General features: G+C 65.1%; 16 protein-coding genes and 2 tRNA genes. 6 read left to right on the top strand and 12 right to left on the bottom strand.

The window, feature by feature from the left end; translation table 11 throughout:
* Nucleotides 1-31 precede the first annotated feature (31 nt).
* From AB7531_RS16035 to AB7531_RS16020, 4 genes are all read right to left on the bottom strand, one after another.
* Entirely contained in the window at nt 32-1183 is a 1152-nt protein-coding gene (locus tag AB7531_RS16035; RefSeq protein ID WP_063982442.1) for a slipin family protein, read from the bottom strand.
* A 339-nt stretch (nt 1184-1522) separates the two neighbouring features.
* Nucleotides 1523-1588: transfer RNA gene (locus tag AB7531_RS16030), tRNA-Asn, on the bottom strand.
* Nucleotides 1589-1592: 4 nt separating this feature from the next.
* Nucleotides 1593-1662, bottom strand: a tRNA-Phe gene (locus AB7531_RS16025).
* Between the two features lie 194 nt (nt 1663-1856).
* Complete coding sequence (locus tag AB7531_RS16020) at nt 1857-2690, bottom strand: LysR family transcriptional regulator (protein ID WP_063982441.1); 834 nt, start codon at nt 2688-2690, stop codon at nt 1857-1859.
* 127 nt (nt 2691-2817) lie between these two features.
* On the opposite strand from AB7531_RS16020, the gene AB7531_RS16015 reads away from it, so the two are divergent.
* The 3 genes from AB7531_RS16015 (at nt 2818) to AB7531_RS16005 (ending at nt 5536) form a co-directional block, all read left to right on the top strand.
* A complete protein-coding gene (locus tag AB7531_RS16015; RefSeq protein WP_063982440.1) occupies nt 2818-3411 on the top strand; it encodes a cysteine hydrolase family protein in 594 nt (197 codons plus the stop codon).
* A 12-nt stretch (nt 3412-3423) separates the two neighbouring features.
* A complete protein-coding gene (locus tag AB7531_RS16010; RefSeq protein ID WP_063982439.1) occupies nt 3424-4062 on the top strand; it encodes a glutathione binding-like protein in 639 nt (212 codons plus the stop codon).
* Nucleotides 4063-4171: 109 nt separating this feature from the next.
* A complete protein-coding gene (locus AB7531_RS16005) occupies nt 4172-5536 on the top strand; it encodes a caspase family protein (protein WP_231142250.1) in 1365 nt (454 codons plus the stop codon).
* A gap of 38 nt (nt 5537-5574) precedes the next feature.
* Here the strand turns inward: AB7531_RS16005 and AB7531_RS16000 are convergent, their stop codons facing one another.
* The 7 genes from AB7531_RS16000 to AB7531_RS15970 form a co-directional block, all read right to left on the bottom strand.
* The gene (locus AB7531_RS16000; RefSeq protein ID WP_063982437.1) at nt 5575-7011 is read right to left on the bottom strand and encodes an NAD-dependent succinate-semialdehyde dehydrogenase; all 1437 of its coding nucleotides are present in this window, start codon (nt 7009-7011) and stop codon (nt 5575-5577) included.
* Nucleotides 7012-7023: 12 nt separating this feature from the next.
* Nucleotides 7024-7671, bottom strand: a complete 648-nt coding sequence (locus tag AB7531_RS15995) for an ATP-binding cassette domain-containing protein (protein ID WP_063982436.1) — start codon at nt 7669-7671, stop codon at nt 7024-7026.
* A complete protein-coding gene (locus AB7531_RS15990) occupies nt 7672-8373 on the bottom strand; it encodes an ABC transporter ATP-binding protein (RefSeq protein WP_063982435.1) in 702 nt (233 codons plus the stop codon). It lies immediately after the preceding gene.
* Nucleotides 8370-9113 carry an ABC transporter ATP-binding protein gene (locus tag AB7531_RS15985; RefSeq protein ID WP_028158494.1) on the bottom strand — a complete coding sequence of 248 codons (744 nt, stop codon included), beginning with the start codon at nt 9111-9113 and terminating at the stop codon, nt 8370-8372. Before AB7531_RS15985 ends, AB7531_RS15990 begins: the two co-directional genes overlap by 4 nt.
* A complete protein-coding gene (locus AB7531_RS15980) occupies nt 9110-10153 on the bottom strand; it encodes a branched-chain amino acid ABC transporter permease (protein ID WP_063982434.1) in 1044 nt (347 codons plus the stop codon). Before AB7531_RS15980 ends, AB7531_RS15985 begins: the two co-directional genes overlap by 4 nt.
* A 3-nt stretch (nt 10154-10156) precedes the next feature.
* The gene (locus AB7531_RS15975; protein WP_084795071.1) at nt 10157-11077 is read right to left on the bottom strand and encodes a branched-chain amino acid ABC transporter permease; all 921 of its coding nucleotides are present in this window, start codon (nt 11075-11077) and stop codon (nt 10157-10159) included.
* Nucleotides 11078-11180: 103 nt separating this feature from the next.
* Complete coding sequence (locus AB7531_RS15970) at nt 11181-12425, bottom strand: ABC transporter substrate-binding protein (protein ID WP_063982432.1); 1245 nt, start codon at nt 12423-12425, stop codon at nt 11181-11183.
* A 184-nt stretch (nt 12426-12609) separates the two neighbouring features.
* Between AB7531_RS15970 and AB7531_RS15965 the strand changes: the two genes are divergently transcribed.
* Nucleotides 12610-13443, top strand: coding sequence for a MurR/RpiR family transcriptional regulator (locus AB7531_RS15965; protein ID WP_063982431.1), 834 nt, complete (start codon nt 12610-12612; stop codon nt 13441-13443).
* 22 nt (nt 13444-13465) lie between these two features.
* Nucleotides 13466-14287, top strand: coding sequence for an SDR family NAD(P)-dependent oxidoreductase (locus AB7531_RS15960; RefSeq protein ID WP_063982430.1), 822 nt, complete (start codon nt 13466-13468; stop codon nt 14285-14287).
* Between the two features lie 61 nt (nt 14288-14348).
* On the opposite strand, the gene AB7531_RS15955 is transcribed toward AB7531_RS15960, so the two are convergent.
* Complete coding sequence (locus tag AB7531_RS15955; RefSeq protein ID WP_063982429.1) at nt 14349-15440, bottom strand: DUF2778 domain-containing protein; 1092 nt, start codon at nt 15438-15440, stop codon at nt 14349-14351.
* A gap of 657 nt (nt 15441-16097) precedes the next feature.
* On the opposite strand from AB7531_RS15955, the gene AB7531_RS15950 reads away from it, so the two are divergent.
* The gene (locus tag AB7531_RS15950) at nt 16098-16622 is read left to right on the top strand and encodes a FecR domain-containing protein (protein ID WP_063982428.1); all 525 of its coding nucleotides are present in this window, start codon (nt 16098-16100) and stop codon (nt 16620-16622) included.
* Nucleotides 16623-16625 lie beyond the last annotated feature (3 nt).

Genomic DNA, 16625 nt, shown 5'->3' with positions numbered 1-16625 from the left:
TGAAGGGCCGCCCGTGGGCGGCCCTTCTGCTTCATGCAATCTCGGGCGCCTTCAGGCGCACGAGCCGGGTCAGGAGGGCATCGAGGCCCTCGCCGTTGCCGGCGTGGAGGTCGATGCGGCCGACCTTCTCGACCAGCCGCTCCAGCGACTCCAGCTCCTTGAGCCGCAGCAGCAGGGGGTTCTCCTCCATCAGGCGGGCGGTGTTCAGGAGCGAACGCGTCGCCGCGGTCTCCTCCTGCCGGCGGATCAGGTTCGCCTTCGCGACCCGCTCCGCCTCCACCACCTTGTTCACCAGCTCCCGGATCTCGCCGGGCAGGATCACGTCCTTGACGCCGAGCTCGGTTACCTCCACGCCGGACTCTGCGACGCGTGCCCGCACATAGTCGCGCAGCTCCGCATCCAGCGCCGCCTTCGCAGACAGCACCTCGTCCAGCGTCCGGCCCGCCACCGCCTCGCGGATCGCGAACTGCACCAGCCGGTACAGCCACGCATCCACGTCGGGCACGGTCGCAACCGTGCGCTCGGGATCGACGATCCTGCGGAACGCCGTCAGCGTCACCCGCAGCGCGATGCGATCCTTGGTCAGCATCTCCTGCGCAGTGATCTCGACCGCCTGGGGCCGCAGGTCGAGGCGCTTCACCTCGATCTTGCGGCCGACGGTCCAGAAGGCGTGCCGGCCGGGCGCAAGCCGCTCCACGAGCCGGCCCTCGACATAGAGCAGGCCCGCCTCGTGGTTCTCGACCACCGCTTCCATCACGACGGTCGAGCGGTTGCGCTCGATCATGGTCAGGTGCCGCGCGCCAACCCGGGGATCGGCGGACACATCGATGCGCTCGACATCGATGCGGGTCGCGACCTTCCAGTAGACGCGCACCTGCCAGGGCGTCATCAGATGCACGGGCCGGCCGTCGAGGCTGACGATGGCGATCTCGTCCGCCTTGGTCTCGATCGCCTCGAACAGCTCAGCGGCCAGATCAGGCCGCGCGGCCTTCAGCACCGCGTAGCGATCCGCGGGGAATTCGCTGCGCACCACGTCGAGCACCTCGGCCTTCAGCTCGTGCAGGGGATCGAACAGCCGGTGCTTGCCGGGCGCGAGCACGCGCACGAGCTGTCCGTTGCGCGTGAGCAACGCACGCTCGCCATCGTTCACCGTCACGTTCAGCATCAGCAAATGCCAGGTCATGGCACGCCTCCATCATGTTGCCTCCGGCCGCACGCGGCCGGATAGCGGGTTTCGTTTGCAAAGGACGTGAGGACGCGGACGACGCTTCCCTAGAGATCGGCGGGCCGGGGTTTGAGCTCGCGCGATGACGGGCGCACGCGCGCGATCGCTCGACGCGTGTCGAGCGGTCATGCGGAGCCACCCGGCATCCGCGCAAGCGGTATCGACCCGCGGCGCAAAGCCGGTCTCACAGTGTCTAGGTTCGGACGGAAAGCCTTTCGGCAAAACGGCCGGACTGCGACTGAAGCGCGCGTCCGGTCCTCGTCAGAGGTATCAGCTTTTCAGGCTGAAACGGAGCGCTGGAGCGGGATTCGAACCCGCGACAGGATGAGTAACAGTCATCTGCTCTACCAAACTGAGCTATCCTTTGTGCAAGAGACCGGAATCGAACCGATGCCTTCGGGTGTTCAGCCCGACGCTCTCCATGAGCTACGTCCTGCGTTTGCCCTTCATTCGGCGGAACACGAAACCGCAGAGCGGCCCGCGCCAGTCGGAATCTCAGAGAGCCCGAACCCATGGCCTAGCGAAGGAGGGGCGCTAATAGACGAAGCACGTTCGGGTTGCAAGGGGGAAAGCCAAGATTTTTCGTCACGCACTCCGCACTGTGACGCGATGATCACAATGCGATGTGACGTCAACCACGCGACGTTTCCTGAAAACACGCCCTCACCCAGTCGATCGTGACACGCGTCGCGGGATCGCGCTTGAGGTGGTTCTGCACCAGCAGCCAGGCGTCGCGCCGCTTCGGCAGCAGCGTGGCGCGCAGGCGGCGATCGCCGAGCAAGTCCGCGCAAACATACTCCGGCAACACGCCGGCGGCCCGATGCGCGCGGATCAGGTTACGGATGACGCGAACGTTGTCCGTGACGCAGCGCGCGCGGGATTGCTTCATGCGCAGGAATTGCATCTCGGGAATGGCACCGAGTTCGTCCGGATAGGCGCACAGCACCGGCTCGCCCTCGGTCGCAACAGGCTCGAAATAATAAATGCGGATCTCGCCGAGCCTGGAGATCGCGAAGTCACCCTTGTCGGGTTTGCGCAGCCGGATGGCGAGATCGGCCTCCCAGCGCGAGAACTTGACGTTCTCACTCGAGGTGAGGAATTGCAGCGTCAGGCCGGGATTGGCGCGCAGGAAGTCGCTCGCGCGCGGCGACAGCACCTCCTCAGCGAACGTGTTGGTGGAGGCGATGCGCAGGCGTCCCACCGGACCTGCCAGGCTCGCGCCGACGCGACCGATCTCGGCGGCATGTGCGGCCATCGCCTCGACATGCGCCAGCACCGCCTCGCAACTCCGCGTCGGCCTGCGGACGCCGTCGGCCGCCTCGAACAGACGCAAACCGAGCGCACGCTCGATGCGCGACAGCCTGCGCCCGACCGTGGTCTCGTCGATGCGCAGCCGCGCGCTGGCGCCCGCGTAGGTGCCCTCGTCCCTGACGGCAGCGATGATGCGCAGATCGTCCCAGTTCATTGCGTCAGGTTATACCGGCCGGAAGCAGCCTGCAATATCGCAGCCACCCGCTGCAATATCCCTGCATATCGGCAGGCATTCCCGGGGCTATGTTTGTGCAGCCTTTTGCCCCGGAGATTTCCAGACCATGACGACCGCAAAGACCCTGCTGCAGCTCGCCGGTGCCGATCTCAACCCGCCGCGTCTTAGCGACGCCGCGCTGGTGCTGATCGATATCCAGAACGAATATCTCGCAGGTCCCCTCGCTTTGCCCGACGCGGGACCTGCGATCGCGCGGGCGGCTGCGCTCCTGGCACGGGCACGCGAGAGCGGAGCCGCGATCATCCATATCGCCCATCGCGGCAAGGCCGGCAGCCTGTTCGATCGCGGCGCCGACCGCGGCGCCATCGTCGCCGAGCTGAGCCCCCGTGCCGGCGAGCTGGTGATCGAGAAGGAGTTGCCCAATGCATTTGCTGGCACTGATTTGCAGGCGCGCCTTGCCGCAACCGACAGGAAGAACATCGTACTGGCCGGCTTCATGACGCATATGTGCGTCAGCTCCACCGCCCGTGCCGCGCTCGACCTCGGCTTTCGCACGACTGTTGACGCCGATGCCTGCGCCACGCGCGACCTGCCCGACGGCCGCGGCGGCACGCTGGACGCCCGGACCATCCACGAGGTTGCACTTGCCGAGCTATCCGACCGCTTCGCGATCATCGCGCGCGGCGATGCGCTGAAATAGCGGAGCGACGCGATGCTGCAGCTCTATTTCTCGCCGATGGCCTGCTCGCTTGCGAGCCGCATCGCGCTGATGGAAGCCGGCCTCGATGCGAGCTATCATCTGGTGCATCTCCGGACCAAGACGGTCGCGGACGACGACCGCGATTTCCGCGGCGTGTCGCCGAAGGGCGCGGTGCCGGTCCTGGTGCTGGAGAACGGCGAACGGCTGACCGAAAGCGCGGCGGTGCTGCAATACATCGCCGATGCGAAGCCGGAGGCGGGCCTTGCGCCCCGGTTCGGCGATCCCAACCGCTACCGCCTGCAGGAATGGCTGAGCTTCATCGGCACCGAGATCCACAAGGCATTCCTGTTTCCGACCTTCTGGTACAAGGACGATGGCTCGCTCGCCAAGCCGCGTGCAAAGATCACGCTGACATTGGCGGTGCCATCAGCACATCTCGCGGACCGCGAATTCCTCGTCGGTGACCGTTTCACCGTCGCAGATGCCCACCTCGCCTGGGCCCTGCTGCTGCTCCGTCCCGCGGGCGTCGACATCGCGCAATGGCCGAGCCTGTCGGCCTATCTCGCGCGCATGCAGGCGCGGCCCGCCGTGCGGGAGGCGATTGCGACCGAGATGGAGCTGCGCAAGACGGTGCCGGCAAACCCGGCGTGACAGGATGTCACGGTCGCCAAATCTGACCGGGCCACAGCGAGGGCATTGATACCGACGCGGCATGCGCTAATCTGGGGCATATTTTTCGATATTTCCCTGGAAGGCATTCATGCGTGCTCCTTCTGGAATTTTGCGTCATTTTTTCCTGCCCCTCCTCGCCCTCTGGCTGAGCCTTGGACTGGGCCTTGGTCCCGCATCGGCGGACACGCGGGTCGCGCTGGTGATCGGCAACGGCGCTTATGTCTCTACAGCGCAGCTTCCCAACCCGTCGCATGACGCCGAAGACGTCGCAGCCTCGCTCAAGCGCAGCGGTTTCGAGGTGTTCCAGGGTATCGACCTGCGCCAGGCCGACATGCAGGACCTGACCATCCGCTTCGCGCGCGCCGCCAGCCGCGCCGACGTCGCGATGTTCTACTACAGCGGCCATGCGATGCAGTACAACGGCGTCAACTATCTGATGCCTGTCGATGCTGTGCTGACGGATGAAGCAGACCTCAAGCGCTTCGTACGTGTCGACGACATCGTGAACGATTTGCAGCAGGCCAAGAATTTGCGCATCCTCGTGCTCGATTCCTGCCGCGACAATCCGCTGGCCGAAACCTTGAAGCGCTCTGCCGGCTCGACGCGCGCCGCCTCGATCGGACGAGGCCTGTCGAAAGTCGAGGCGCCGCGCGGCACGATCGTGTCGTTCTCTACGCAATCAGGGCAGGTCGCCGCCGACGGCACCGGCCGCAACAGCCCCTACACGACCGCGTTCCTCAAGCATATCGAGGAACCGCAGGAAATCGGCGACGTCTTTCGCGACATCAGCAGCGACGTCTATGACTCCAGCGGCAAGACCCAGCTGCCGGAGCTCTCGCTGTCGATCATCGGCAAGTTCTACCTGAACGGGCCTGTAACGGTCACGGTCGCGCCGGCGGCCCCCCAAGCTGCACCGAAGGCCGATCCCTGCGCGGCCGCCGAGGCGCACTGGAAGGCTGCTGAGGGCATCGGCACGCTGGGTGCCTTTGAGGATCATCTCGCGAGATTCCCGAACTGCATCTTCGCCACCCTCGCCAAGGCACGCATTGAAGGCCTGAAGCAGAAAGTGGCGGTCGCGCCGAGCGGCAATGCCAGAACCACCGGCAGCAAGGATTTCGACGGCAGCTGGGACGTGACGTTGAACTGCCCGGCTTCCGGCAAGGCGCAGGGCTTCACCAGGCCCCTGGTCGCCACCGTGACCAATGGCGTGTTTCACGCCGAGGTGCAGGGTCCGGGCGGTGTCAATCGGCTGGAGATCGACGGCCAGATCCCCGCGGACGGCAAGACGACCTTGAGCGCGCGCGGCACGACCGGGGCGAGCACCTACACACTCAACAATCTCGCACCCGGCTCGCCTTACGCCTTTACGGTCGATGCGCAGTTCGATCGCACCCGTGGCAGCGGAAAGCGCAACGAGGCGCGTGCCTGCAACCTGGTTTTCGTCAAGCGCTAAGCCGCGCGATGATCGCGCGGCCTTGCGTGCACGCCCGATCACACGCCCGTCTGGCTGATGAACTTGGTGTTGAAGTAGCCTTCCATCGCCTCGGTGCCGCCTTCCGAGCCATAGCCGGAATCCTTGATGCCGCCGAACGGCACTTCGGGCAGCGCCAGACCAAAGCTGTTGATCGACATCATGCCGGCCTCAACCGCCGAGCCGATCGCGGCCGCCGTCTTGGCCGAGCTGGTGAAGGCGTAGGAGGCGAGACCAAAGGGCAGCCGGTTCGCCTCCTCGACCACGTCGTCGAATGACGAGAAGCGGGAGATCAGGGCGAGCGGGCCGAACGGCTCCTCGTTCATCGCGCGCGCATCCTTCGGCACATCGCTCACCACGGTCGGCTCGAAGAAGTGGCCCTTGTTGCCGACACGCTTGCCCCCGATCTCGAGCCTGGCGCCCTTGCCGACGGCATCCTGCACCATGCCTTCGATGGCGGTGACGCGGCGCGGATTGGCGAGCGAGCCCATTTTGGACTCTGGATCGAGGCCGTTGCCGACCTTGAACGCCTTGGCGCTGTCGACGAATTTGTCGACGAATTCGCGGAACACGTCGTCCTGCACCAGCATCCGCGTCGGCGAGATGCAGACCTGGCCGGCGTTGCGATATTTCGCCGCCGCGAGGATCTTCGCGGCCGACGCAACGTCGGCGTCGTTGAACACGATCGCCGGCGCATGACCGCCGAGCTCCATGGTGGCGCGCTTCATGTGCAGACCCGCGAGCGCGTTGAGCTGCTTGCCGACATGAGTCGAGCCGGTGAAGGAGATTTTTCGGATCACCGGATGCGGGATCAGATATTCGGAGATCTCCGACGGCACGCCGTAGACGAGGTTGATGACGCCATCGGGCACGCCCGCGTCCGCAAACGCTCGGATCAACTGCGCGGGCGAAGCTGGTGTCTCCTCCGGTGCCTTAACGATGATCGAGCAGCCGGCGGCGAGCGCTGCGGAAAGCTTGCGCACGACTTGGTTGATCGGGAAATTCCAGGGCGTGAACGCGGCGACCGGACCGACCGGCTCCTTTATCGCGATCTGGTAGATGCCGGGGCCGCGCGCGGGGATCAACCGGCCATAGGCGCGCTTGGCTTCCTCGGCGAACCACTCGATCACGTCAGCGGCGGCCATCGCCTCCATCTTCGCCTCGCCCAGCGTCTTGCCCTGCTCCATCGTCAGCAGCGGCGCGATCTCGTCATTGCGCTCGCGCATGATCGCGGCGGCCTTGCGCATGATCCGGCAGCGCTCGAACGGCGCGACATTGCGCCAGACCTTGAAGCCGGCGGAAGCGGCGGCGAGCGCCTCGTCGAGATCGGACTGGCCAGCATGCGCGACGGTGCCGATCACCTCCTCGGTCGCGGGATTGCGCACCTCGATCACTTTGCCCGAATGGGCCGGGCGCCATTTGCCGGCAATGAAAAGCTGCGTGTTCGAATAGGCCAACGGAGTCTCCTTTTACGTCGAGCTGTGACAGATGGCGTCCGCGGCGCGCGTCATCTCCGGTCCGAGATAGAGGCGGAAGCGCGGCTCGGCGGCGAGCGTGCGGAAGTCCGCCATCCGCGTCACCCCGCCGCCGGCGACGAACAGGAATTGCCCGGCGATCTCGGCGAGGATGTCGAGGTGCCAGCTGGCTGTCGGATGCATGCAGAGGACGACCAGCCTGCCCTCGTCGCGCAGCTTGCGGAAGAAATCGAGCATGAAGCCGATATAGCCGTCCTGCAGGTTGAACTGCGGTTCGTCGAACAAGTGAACCAGCGGCGTTTTTGTCGGCGACGGCGCCAGCAAGGCGGACGGAACGCGCTTGCGGAACCGCCTGACCTGATAGGACTGGTGATAGTGGATCGCGAGCCGGTCACGCTCGCGATATTTGACGCCATGGATATCGGTGCCCGCGACCAGCACGCGCCCCGAAGTCGGCGCGTTGGAACCGGTCATCATCTCGAACAAGGTCGTCTTGCCGGCGCCGTTCGGCCCGACCACGCCGACGATACCCGGCTCCTCCAGCGACAGGTTTGCCTGAAGCGTGAACGTCGGACGGCGGATGACGCGGCCCCTGGTGTAGACCTTGCGGACATCATCGAGAACGAGCAGTGGTGCGGCCACTCATTGTACTCCCAGCAAGCGCTGACGAAGCGCGCGATCATCGCGCAAGGTAGCGGCCTCGCCGGTCCAGACGATCCGGCCGCGATCGATCACCGCGGCATGGTCCGCGACCGACAGCGCGATCTCGGCATTCTGCTCGACAACCAGCGAGGCGATGCCCTCGTCCTTCATGCGCAATATCGTCGCGAGCACGTCGCCGACGATCTTTGGCGCAAGACCCTGGCTCGGCTCGTCGAACAGGACCAGTCCCGGCGAACCGACCAACGCGCGCGCAATGGCGACCATCTGCATCTCGCCGCCCGACAGGTTCTCGCAGTCGCGCTCCATGAGATATTCGAGCGGCGAGAAGATCGCGGCGGCCTCCTTGACGCTCCAGTTGCGAAAGCGAGTGCGCTTCTGCGCGATAGTGAGGTTACGCGCCACCGACAAGGTCGGGCACAACCGCCGGTCGTCGGGCACCCAGCCGATGCCGGCGCGCGCGATCTCGTGGGTCGGATCGCGCGTCACGTCATGCCCGTCGAAACGAACGGCGCCGCGGCGCGGGCGGGTCAGCCCGAGAATTGAACGGAGCATGGTGGTCTTGCCGGCGCCGTTGGGCCCAAGCAGTGCAAACACCTTGGCGTGCTCGATAGCGAGCGAGGCGCCGAACAGCGCCTGGGTCTCGCCGTAGAAGGTATCGACCCCGTCCACTTCGAGGATCATGCGAACTTCCCGAGGTTGGAGCGACGCACCCATTCGTTCTGCTGCAGCTCGTGCGGCGTGCCGCGCGCCACCACCTGGCCCCAATGGATGACCGAGATGCGATCGGCGAGCGAAAACAGGAACTCCATGTCGTGCTCGATGGCGACAATGGTCAGCCGGCCCTTCAGGCGCGCCACCAGAGCTGCCAGCCGCTGCACGCCGTCGGAGCCGAGGCCGGAGGTGGGCTCGTCCAGGCACAGCACGCGCGGGGCCTGCGCGAGCGCGACCGCGATCTCCAGTGCGCGGCGGTCGCCATAGGACAGGTCCTTGGCGCGGACATCGCCCTTGTCGGCAAGCCCGACCGCGGCGAGCGCTTCGGATGCCTGCTCGGCAAACCTGCGATCTCCAGCCGCCGCCCGCGCGATATCGAGGCCACGGGCGCGAAACGCGGGCAAGCCCATCATGACGTTGTCGCGGGCGGAGAATTCGTCGAACAGGGTCATGATCTGGAACGAGCGGGCGATGCCCTTGGCGGCGATGCGGTGCGGGCTCAATCCCGTGACATCCTCGCCGCCGAGCAGGACTCGGCCGCGGCTCGGCTTCACCCTGCCGGTGAGGACGTTGAAGAAGGTGGTCTTGCCCGCGCCGTTCGGGCCCATCACGCCGTGAAACTCGCCCTCGGCAACCGCGAGATCGACGCTTTCCAGCACGACGCGATCGCCGAAGCGAACGTGCACACCTGCGGCCTCGATCATGCTCATCGCCCGCCCCCGACCAGCAGACGCATCGCGGACGTGCCACGCCGCCTTAGCGCGTTCAATGAATGTTGCTGCACGGCGGCCGAGAGCGCGCCCGCAATGCCTTCCGGGCGGAACAGCACGATCGCAATGAACAGCAGACCAAAATAGAGCATCCAGGCATTGGTCAGCGCGCCGATCACGTCGCGCGCGGTGAGGAAGAGAAACACGCCGATCACCGGCCCCCAGAAGCTGACGAGCCCGCCACCGACCAGCGTCATCATCACGACGTAGCCGGATTGATGCAGGCTCATGACATCGGGGAATGCGGCGAGTTGCGCCATCGCGAACAGTCCGCCGGCAAAGCCGGACACGGCCGCCGACAGCGCGAACACCGATGCCTTGTAGAGCCACACGTTATAGCCGAGATGGGCGGCGCGAACCTCGCTCTGCCTGATCGCAGCGACCACGCGGCCATAGGGCGAGTGCACCAGCCGCCACAAGACGGCGGTACCGACCGCGAACACCGCGAGCACGAAATAGTAGAACGCGACATTGTCGGTGAGATCGAACGACACCAGCCCGAAATCGGCCGGCAGCCGCTTGATCTTGAGCAGCCCATCCTCACCGCCGGTGATGCGGTGCGACTTGATCGCCAGCGTCCAGAAGATCTGGCCGAATGCGATCGTCATGAAGGCATAGTAGATGCCGCGCCGGTGCGAGATGAACAGCGCCACCAGCACGCCGGCAAGCCCCGCGACCACGGCAGCAGCAGCGAGGCAGATCCAGAGATTGGCGACGATGTCGAGCTGGCAGAGCCCGAACGCATAGGCGCCGATGCCGAAATAGGCACCATGTCCGAACGAGGGAAGTCCGGCCGTGCCCAGCACCAGGTTGAACGCAAGCGCATAGAGCGACCAGATCAGGATCTCGATCCCGAGATAGGGATAGAGCCCGATCCGCGTGATCCACAGCGGCACCGTTGCAAGCACCAGCCAGAGCACCAGCATCGTCGGCGTGACGAGGCGCGCGGCATCGGATGAAGATCTTGATCCCACAATCATTCCCTAGGCCTCGAGCACGCTTTTCTTGCCCCACAGCCCGCGTGCACGGAACGTCACGACGGCGACGAGCAGGATGTACATCGACAACAGCGACCATTCGGACGCGTAAGCGCCGGCAAGGCCGACACACAGTCCGACCAGCAGCCCGGCCACGACGGCGCCCCAGAAACTCCCGACGCCGCCGAGCACGATCACCAGGAACGCGGGGATGACGGCATCGACGCCCATATGCGGACGAATGCCCCAGATCGGCGCGACGATAATGCCCGCGATCGCGGCCAGCATCGTACCGAACACGAACACCAGCAGCCGCAATCGCGACAGGTTGATGCCGAGCGCGCGGACGATCTCGCTGTCATGAGCGCCGGCCTTGACGGTTGCGCCGAATGAAGTCTTTTCGATCAGCAGCCAGACCAGGCCGATGATCCCCGCCGCAATGCCGGCGGCGTAGAAGCGATAGGTCGACCAGATCAGATCGCCGAACAGGAAGCCGCCATTGATGGCGGACGGCACTTGCAGCACATAGTCCCGCGTCCCCCAGACCAGGCGGATCAACTCCTCGATCACCATCGCTGCGCCAAACGTCAGGAGAAGCCCGTACAGCGGGTCCTTGCCGTAGGTCCGCCGCATGCAGAGCTCGATCAGCATCCCGACGAGACTCACGATCACGGGCGCGATCACCAGCGTCGCGGCATAGCGCCAGCCCAGCGGCAGCGTGAGCCACGCTTTGGCAAGATCGGCTGGCAGTGGCGGGCGCGGTCCGGTGAGCTGCATGGCGACATAGGCCCCGAGCGCGAACAGGGACCCATGCGCAAGGTTGATCTGCTCCATCAGCCCGACAATGAGCATGAAGCCGAGCGCGATCAGCGCGAACAACAGGCCAAGCGTCAGGCCATTCAGGAGATGCGAAAGAAGGTCGAACAAGGTTTTGACTCTCGCAACTGGCATTGCTCTCCCAAGCCCTCGAAGGCCCGGGCTGCGGCGCGCGACATGCGCGCCGCTCGTTCCACGACGCGACGCACCGTCTCTAGGAGTCGACGGTCGGCACCTGCTCGTAGGGCGTGAGCTTGCACTTGCCGGGAGCAGCGTCGTCGGCGGCCGATTTGGGCTCCGTCCAGCTGATGATCTCGAACAGATCGGTGTTGTCGGCCGGCTTGGCGTTGCGCCGCGCCAGATAAATCGTCTGCTGCATCTGATGCGTCATGGGATCCATGTAGGCGTCGAAATGCTGCATGCGGTCGGTCGCCGAGACCTTGAGGTTCTCGATCTCCTTGATGATCTTGACGTTGTTGGTCGACCCTGCCCGCTCGATCGCGCGCAGCAATTCGCGCGTGCTCATGTAGCCGTTGTAGGAGACGTTGCCCGGCACCGGGATCGGGCCGTCCTTGTTGGCGGCCTGCCATTTCTTGACGAAGTCGGCGACGCCGGGCAGCTGCAGCTTGTGATACCAGGTGGTGCCGAACACGCCGAACAGGCTGTCGGGCGCGCCCCAGACGTCGGGCCAGTCCTGCTGGTTGTTGATCCAGGCGGGCTTGCCGTCGAGCTTGAGCTGCGCCACCTGCTCGCGCAGTGCCTTGATGTCGTCGCCGCCGATCGCAGTCGCGACCACGTCGGGTTTTGCTTGCTGGATCTTCAGGAGGTAGGCGGTGAAGTCGCGGGTGTTCTGCGGCACCAGCAGATTATCGATGATCTTGCCGCCGGCAGCCTCGACCTGCGCTTTGGTCGCGGCAGACGTGGTGTGACCCCAGACGTAGTCATTGGTCAGCAGCATCCAGTTCTTGCCGATGGAATCGACTGCGTTCTTGACCGATGCCTTGGAGAAATTGGTGCCGTTGCCGTCCCAGACGAATTTCACACGCGAGCAATTCTCCCCGGCCTCGCTCGGCGCGGAGGAATTGGTGTTCATGTAGATCACGCCGTATTTGCTGGCGACCTGGGTGATGGCGTTAGCGACGCCGGAATGCAGCGCGCCGATCAGGATGGTGCAGTCCTCGCGGGTGATGAAGCGTTCGGCGACGCGGCTGCCTGTGGCCGGCGTCGTCTCGGTGTCCGCGGTGATGAACGAGATCTGGCGTCCGAGCACGCCGCCTTTGGCGTTGACCTCGTCGATCGCCATCTTGATGCCGCGGAAATCGTCCTGGCCGCTGTTGCCGTATTGGCCGCTGGCGTCGCAGGTCAGGCCGAGCTTGATCGGCTTGGCGCCTTGCGCCCACGCGTGATTCTCTTTCCACGGTCCAAAGAAGCTGCCGGTGCCGCCGATGACGCTGGCCATCAAGCTGCCCTTCAGAACGCTTCGCCGTGAGATCTGACGCCCTCTCATCGTTTCCTCCCGTTTTCGAAGTCTTTTGCTTTTTTCTGCGATTAGAATATTCATTCCATTTGTTATGTAAAGTAGAATATTTGATCCAAACGGTGAAATGCCGTTAAACAGGCGACCGATCCGGAGACCCGAGACGATGAACAAGGCACAAGGCGCGATGAGCTACGACGAGCTGCGCGGCGCCATTGCGCTGCGGCACCGGGCGCTGTCCGGCCGGCTGCAGCAAATCGCGGAGTTCGTGCTCGATCACCCGACCGATGTCGCGCTCGGCACCGTGGCGGAGGTTGCGCAGCGCTCGGGCGTGCCGCCGTCGGCAATCGTTCGCTTCGCCCATGCACTCGGCTTTGGCGGCTTCACCGAGATGCAGCAGGTGTTCCGCTCACGGCTCGTTGCCGGCGTAGCACCAAGCTACAAGGCGCGGCTCGCCCGCATGAAGAGCGAGGAGAAATCGGTGCTCGGCCGCCAGCCCGCCGCGGTGCTGTCGCGCTTCGTCTCGGAAGCGCAATCGGCGCTGGTGACGCTGAGCCAGTCCGTGCATGCGCGCGAACTCGACGCCGCGACCGCGATCCTCGCCAAGGCGCGCGACATCTATCTGCTCGGCCTCGGCGGCTCGTTTCCGGTTGCGACCCACCTCGCCTACGTGCTGCGCAAGCTCGGACGCCGCGTCGTCCTGCTCGACGGCACGGGCGGCAGCATCCACGAGCAGTCGCATGCCGCAACCACGGAGGACGCGCTGGTCGCGATCAGCTTCCGGAACTACTATCCGGATACGGCGCGGCTGTTTCCCGAACTCGTTGCGCGAGGCGTGCCCACGATTTCCATCACCGACAGCCTCCTAAGCCCGATCGTCGAAGGCGCGAGCGTCGTGTTCGAGATCCAGGACATGCCCGAGCCGGCGCTGCGTACGCTGGTCGCACCGATGTGCCTCGTGCAGGCGATGGCGATCGGGCTCGATCTCGCGGCGGACTGACGTTTCATAACAGGAGAAGATCATGGCTGCACATGACGGGAAAGTATTGTCAGGACAGGTGGCGTTGGTGACCGGCGCGGGACGCGGGCTCGGACGCGCCTTTGCAGAGAAGCTCGCCGCGCTCGGCGCCGATGTCGCCATCCACGGCATGCGCGAGAACGGGCCGGCGGAATATGGCGAGGGCACCACCCTCACCGCGGTGGCGGCAGAAATCGGCCAGCAATTCGGCGTCCGCAGCCAGCGCGTGCTCGGCGATCTCACCAGGGGCGATGACATCGCGCGCGTGATCGCCGAGACGGAAGCAGCCCTCGGCCCGATCGACATTCTCGTGCACAATGCCGGCGGCGACATCGCAGCCGCCGGCGGCAAGCCCGATCCGAACGATGCGGTAAACATCAAGGAGGCCGATGTGCGCGCGGTGCTGGAGCGCAATCTGCTCTCGACCATCCTGACCTGCCAGGCGGTCGCGAAGGGAATGATGGAGCGGCGCCGCGGCCGCATCGTCACGCTCGGTTCGGTCGCCGCGTTCAAGGGCCGCACCCAGGGCTCGATCTATGCGGTGTCGAAGGCCGGCGTGACCCACTACACGCGATGCCTGGCCGACCAGCTCCGCGCTTACGACATCGCCGTCAACTGCATCGCGCCCGGCGATACCCGCACCGGCCGTTTCCTCGGCACGCGCGCGGTGGACCCCGACAGGATGGTCGAGACCGGCACGCTCGACCGCATCGCGACCGTCGACGAGGTCGCGCGCGTCGTCGAATTCTTTGCAGGTCCCATGGGCGCCTTCGTCTCGGGCCAGGTGCTCAGGATCGACGGCGGCGGACAATGCTGGCCAGGCTAAATCAGAAACGAAAAAGGGCCGCTGCAAGCGGCCCTTTGAGATCATCGCGAATTGACTGAGATCACTCGACCCGCGCCAGCACCGCGAGCTTGCGGATGCCCTTGTTGCGGTAGGCGTCGAGGAACGCGTAATAGTCCTTGAACGACACGCAGCCGTTGGAATCGCCGTTCGGCCCGAGCATGAAGGTGTGGGCGAGCAGGCCGTCGCGGCCGTAGATCGCGCTTTCGCCGCCGATCGGAGTCAGGCGCAGCGCCGGCACACCATGGAACAGCGCTTCGCGCGGCTTCAGCATGTAGATGTGCGGCGGCGTCACGCCGCGCATGCGGACGCGCGAGGAGCGCGGATCGTCGAGATTGGAGCCGAGGCCGGAATGCGCCTCGAGCTTGGTGCCGTCGGGCAGGTAAACCATCTTGGCGGTGATGTCGTAGACCGCCGTGTCGCGCTCATAGGGCGCCGAACCGCCGAGCATGGGGTTCTGCTCCCTCGGCGCGATGGACGCGGTCACGCTGGCATCGGCCGAGGCATAGGCCAGCAGCCCGCCGGACGGCTCCCGCTTACCCCAGAGCTTCTCGACCATCGACTGGCGCGGCCCGGTGATCGACATCACCGCGGCCTTGGCGCGATCGGCAAATGATTTCGGCTTCGCCTCGGGCGCCGGCACGATCTCGGCCGGATCGGCCGAAGCCAGTTGCATCTGCGCATCCGGCGCACGCTTGGCCTTGTCCGCAGACTTGTCAGCAATCTTGGCCGGCGCCGCCGGCTTCAGCGCTTCCGCGACCTTCGCGATCACGCTCTGCTTGGGGGCGTCCTTCGACGCTTCCTTGGCGACGGCGACCTGGGTTGCGGGCGCGGCGCTCGCGTTCGACGCAACGCCCTGGGTCGCGGCCGCGGCAAAGCGCTCGTTGAACATCTCGCGCGAGATCGGGGCTGCGACCTGGAGCCGGTCGGGCAGCAGCGCAAAGGTGTCCCTGATGGCCTCGCCGGCCTCACGCAGCGCCACCCTGGGCGCGCGCTTGATCACGGGCTCGTCGTAGCCAATGCTGCCGACGGTCGGATAGACACTTGCGCCGAGGACGTTGCTGTAGATGGTCCAGCCGGCGCCCATCACGACGCAGCCGATCGCCGCGGCGCCCAGCCAATTGGTGGTGGTCATTTTCCGGGAAGGCTTCCGAAGAGAATTCTTGGACTTCCGTGCCGCGTTACTCTGCGCAGCGATACTCGTACTCATTCGCCTTGCGTCCAGGACGGTGTCACTCAGTCCCCCTTCGAAGTGCCGCTGGTCACGATCCGGGAACAGCATCTCGCAGGAGGTCGGAGCGTCATTAAGGCGACTTTTAGTTAAATGCAGATTAAGTTCGGGCAGATATGAGGCACCGCGTTAACGCTGTCCCATTTCGAGAAAAAAGTCCGCAGAACTACGGACTTAGGAGCGTCTGTTAACTATAATTCTCGGCCGGTTCGGCACGTTCGACGGACGTCACAGGCCGCCCCTCTAAGGCCATCCAACCAAGTCGTTTTCGTGATCTTCAATACCCGGACAATAGCGGGGAAGCATTGCGCGAGGCTGGTGCGCGCCGCCCTCTCCAGCGGGTGCCAGCAGGGTGGCGGCAGAGCCCGTCCCACATCACACATCGCGCACAGAGTGCTCACGCGGCACGGCGCCCTGACTGAAAGTTGATCGCGTCGGACTGGAAAAGACCGCACCGAGGAAATAGCTCCGAGAGCGGCACTTTTCAGCAGCCTCTGCGTGTGATACGGTACCGTATCAACATCGCTTTGAACTGTGCCAAGCACGCAAACGGAGGCTGGCATGAGAGGGATCGCGGGCGCCGGTATTTTCGCTCTGGCGTGGTTGTTTCAGTTGATCGGGTCTGCGAATGCACAGCCGGCTGTCAATGTCGGCTGCACCGCATCGCCATCGGCTGCGGGCACGCAAGTGTGGCGCTGCGACAACGGCATCACCATCGTTGCGGAAAACGGCGCGAGATTTGAACTTAAGGACGCCAACCGCGACGGACATATTGACTCCGTGGAGTTGAGCAGCAAGGCGCTGCTGATCGAGGTGCCCAAGAAGCCCGGCGGCAATCCCTTCAAGGTGCTGACGCCGCAGGCGATCGCCGCAGTGCGCGGGACCAAATGGGCCGTCGATGTCGCTGAGGCCAAGACCGCGGTCTTCGTTGCTGACGGCCGTGTCGGTGTGAGCCGCAGGGCTCGTGGACGCGGCGTCGTGCTCGGACCGGGCCAAGGCGTCGATGTCGAGGCAACGGGCCCGTTGACCGTCAAGACCTGGGGCCAGCCGCGCGTCGACGCGCTGATGGCAAGACTGGGTCAATAAGGC

The organism is Bradyrhizobium sp. 63_E2_N1_3, assembly GCF_052076005.1.
Classification (GTDB): domain Bacteria; phylum Pseudomonadota; class Alphaproteobacteria; order Rhizobiales; family Xanthobacteraceae; genus Bradyrhizobium; species Bradyrhizobium barranii.
This window is presented reverse-complemented; position numbering and strand designations above follow the sequence as displayed.

Excerpts from the sequence above, each read along its gene's own strand:
- AB7531_RS15970 (WP_063982432.1), bottom strand. The coding sequence starts at position 12,425 with ATGGCCAGCGTCATCGGCGGCACCGGCAGCTTCTTTGGACCGTGGAAA.
- AB7531_RS15960 (WP_063982430.1), top strand. The coding sequence starts at position 13,466 with ATGGCTGCACATGACGGGAAAGTATTGTCAGGACAGGTGGCGTTGGTG.
- AB7531_RS16005 (WP_231142250.1), top strand. The coding sequence starts at position 4,172 with ATGCGTGCTCCTTCTGGAATTTTGCGTCATTTTTTCCTGCCCCTCCTC.
- AB7531_RS15990 (WP_063982435.1), bottom strand. The coding sequence starts at position 8,373 with ATGATCCTCGAAGTGGACGGGGTCGATACCTTCTACGGCGAGACCCAG.
- AB7531_RS15985 (WP_028158494.1), bottom strand. The coding sequence starts at position 9,113 with ATGAGCATGATCGAGGCCGCAGGTGTGCACGTTCGCTTCGGCGATCGC.
- AB7531_RS16035 (WP_063982442.1), bottom strand. The coding sequence starts at position 1,183 with ATGACCTGGCATTTGCTGATGCTGAACGTGACGGTGAACGATGGCGAG.
- AB7531_RS15950 (WP_063982428.1), top strand. The coding sequence starts at position 16,098 with ATGAGAGGGATCGCGGGCGCCGGTATTTTCGCTCTGGCGTGGTTGTTT.
- AB7531_RS16010 (WP_063982439.1), top strand. The coding sequence starts at position 3,424 with ATGCTGCAGCTCTATTTCTCGCCGATGGCCTGCTCGCTTGCGAGCCGC.
- AB7531_RS15955 (WP_063982429.1), bottom strand. The coding sequence starts at position 15,440 with ATGACCACCACCAATTGGCTGGGCGCCGCGGCGATCGGCTGCGTCGTG.
- AB7531_RS15980 (WP_063982434.1), bottom strand. The coding sequence starts at position 10,153 with ATGATTGTGGGATCAAGATCTTCATCCGATGCCGCGCGCCTCGTCACG.
- AB7531_RS16020 (WP_063982441.1), bottom strand. The coding sequence starts at position 2,690 with ATGAACTGGGACGATCTGCGCATCATCGCTGCCGTCAGGGACGAGGGC.
- AB7531_RS15965 (WP_063982431.1), top strand. The coding sequence starts at position 12,610 with ATGAACAAGGCACAAGGCGCGATGAGCTACGACGAGCTGCGCGGCGCC.
- AB7531_RS16015 (WP_063982440.1), top strand. The coding sequence starts at position 2,818 with ATGACGACCGCAAAGACCCTGCTGCAGCTCGCCGGTGCCGATCTCAAC.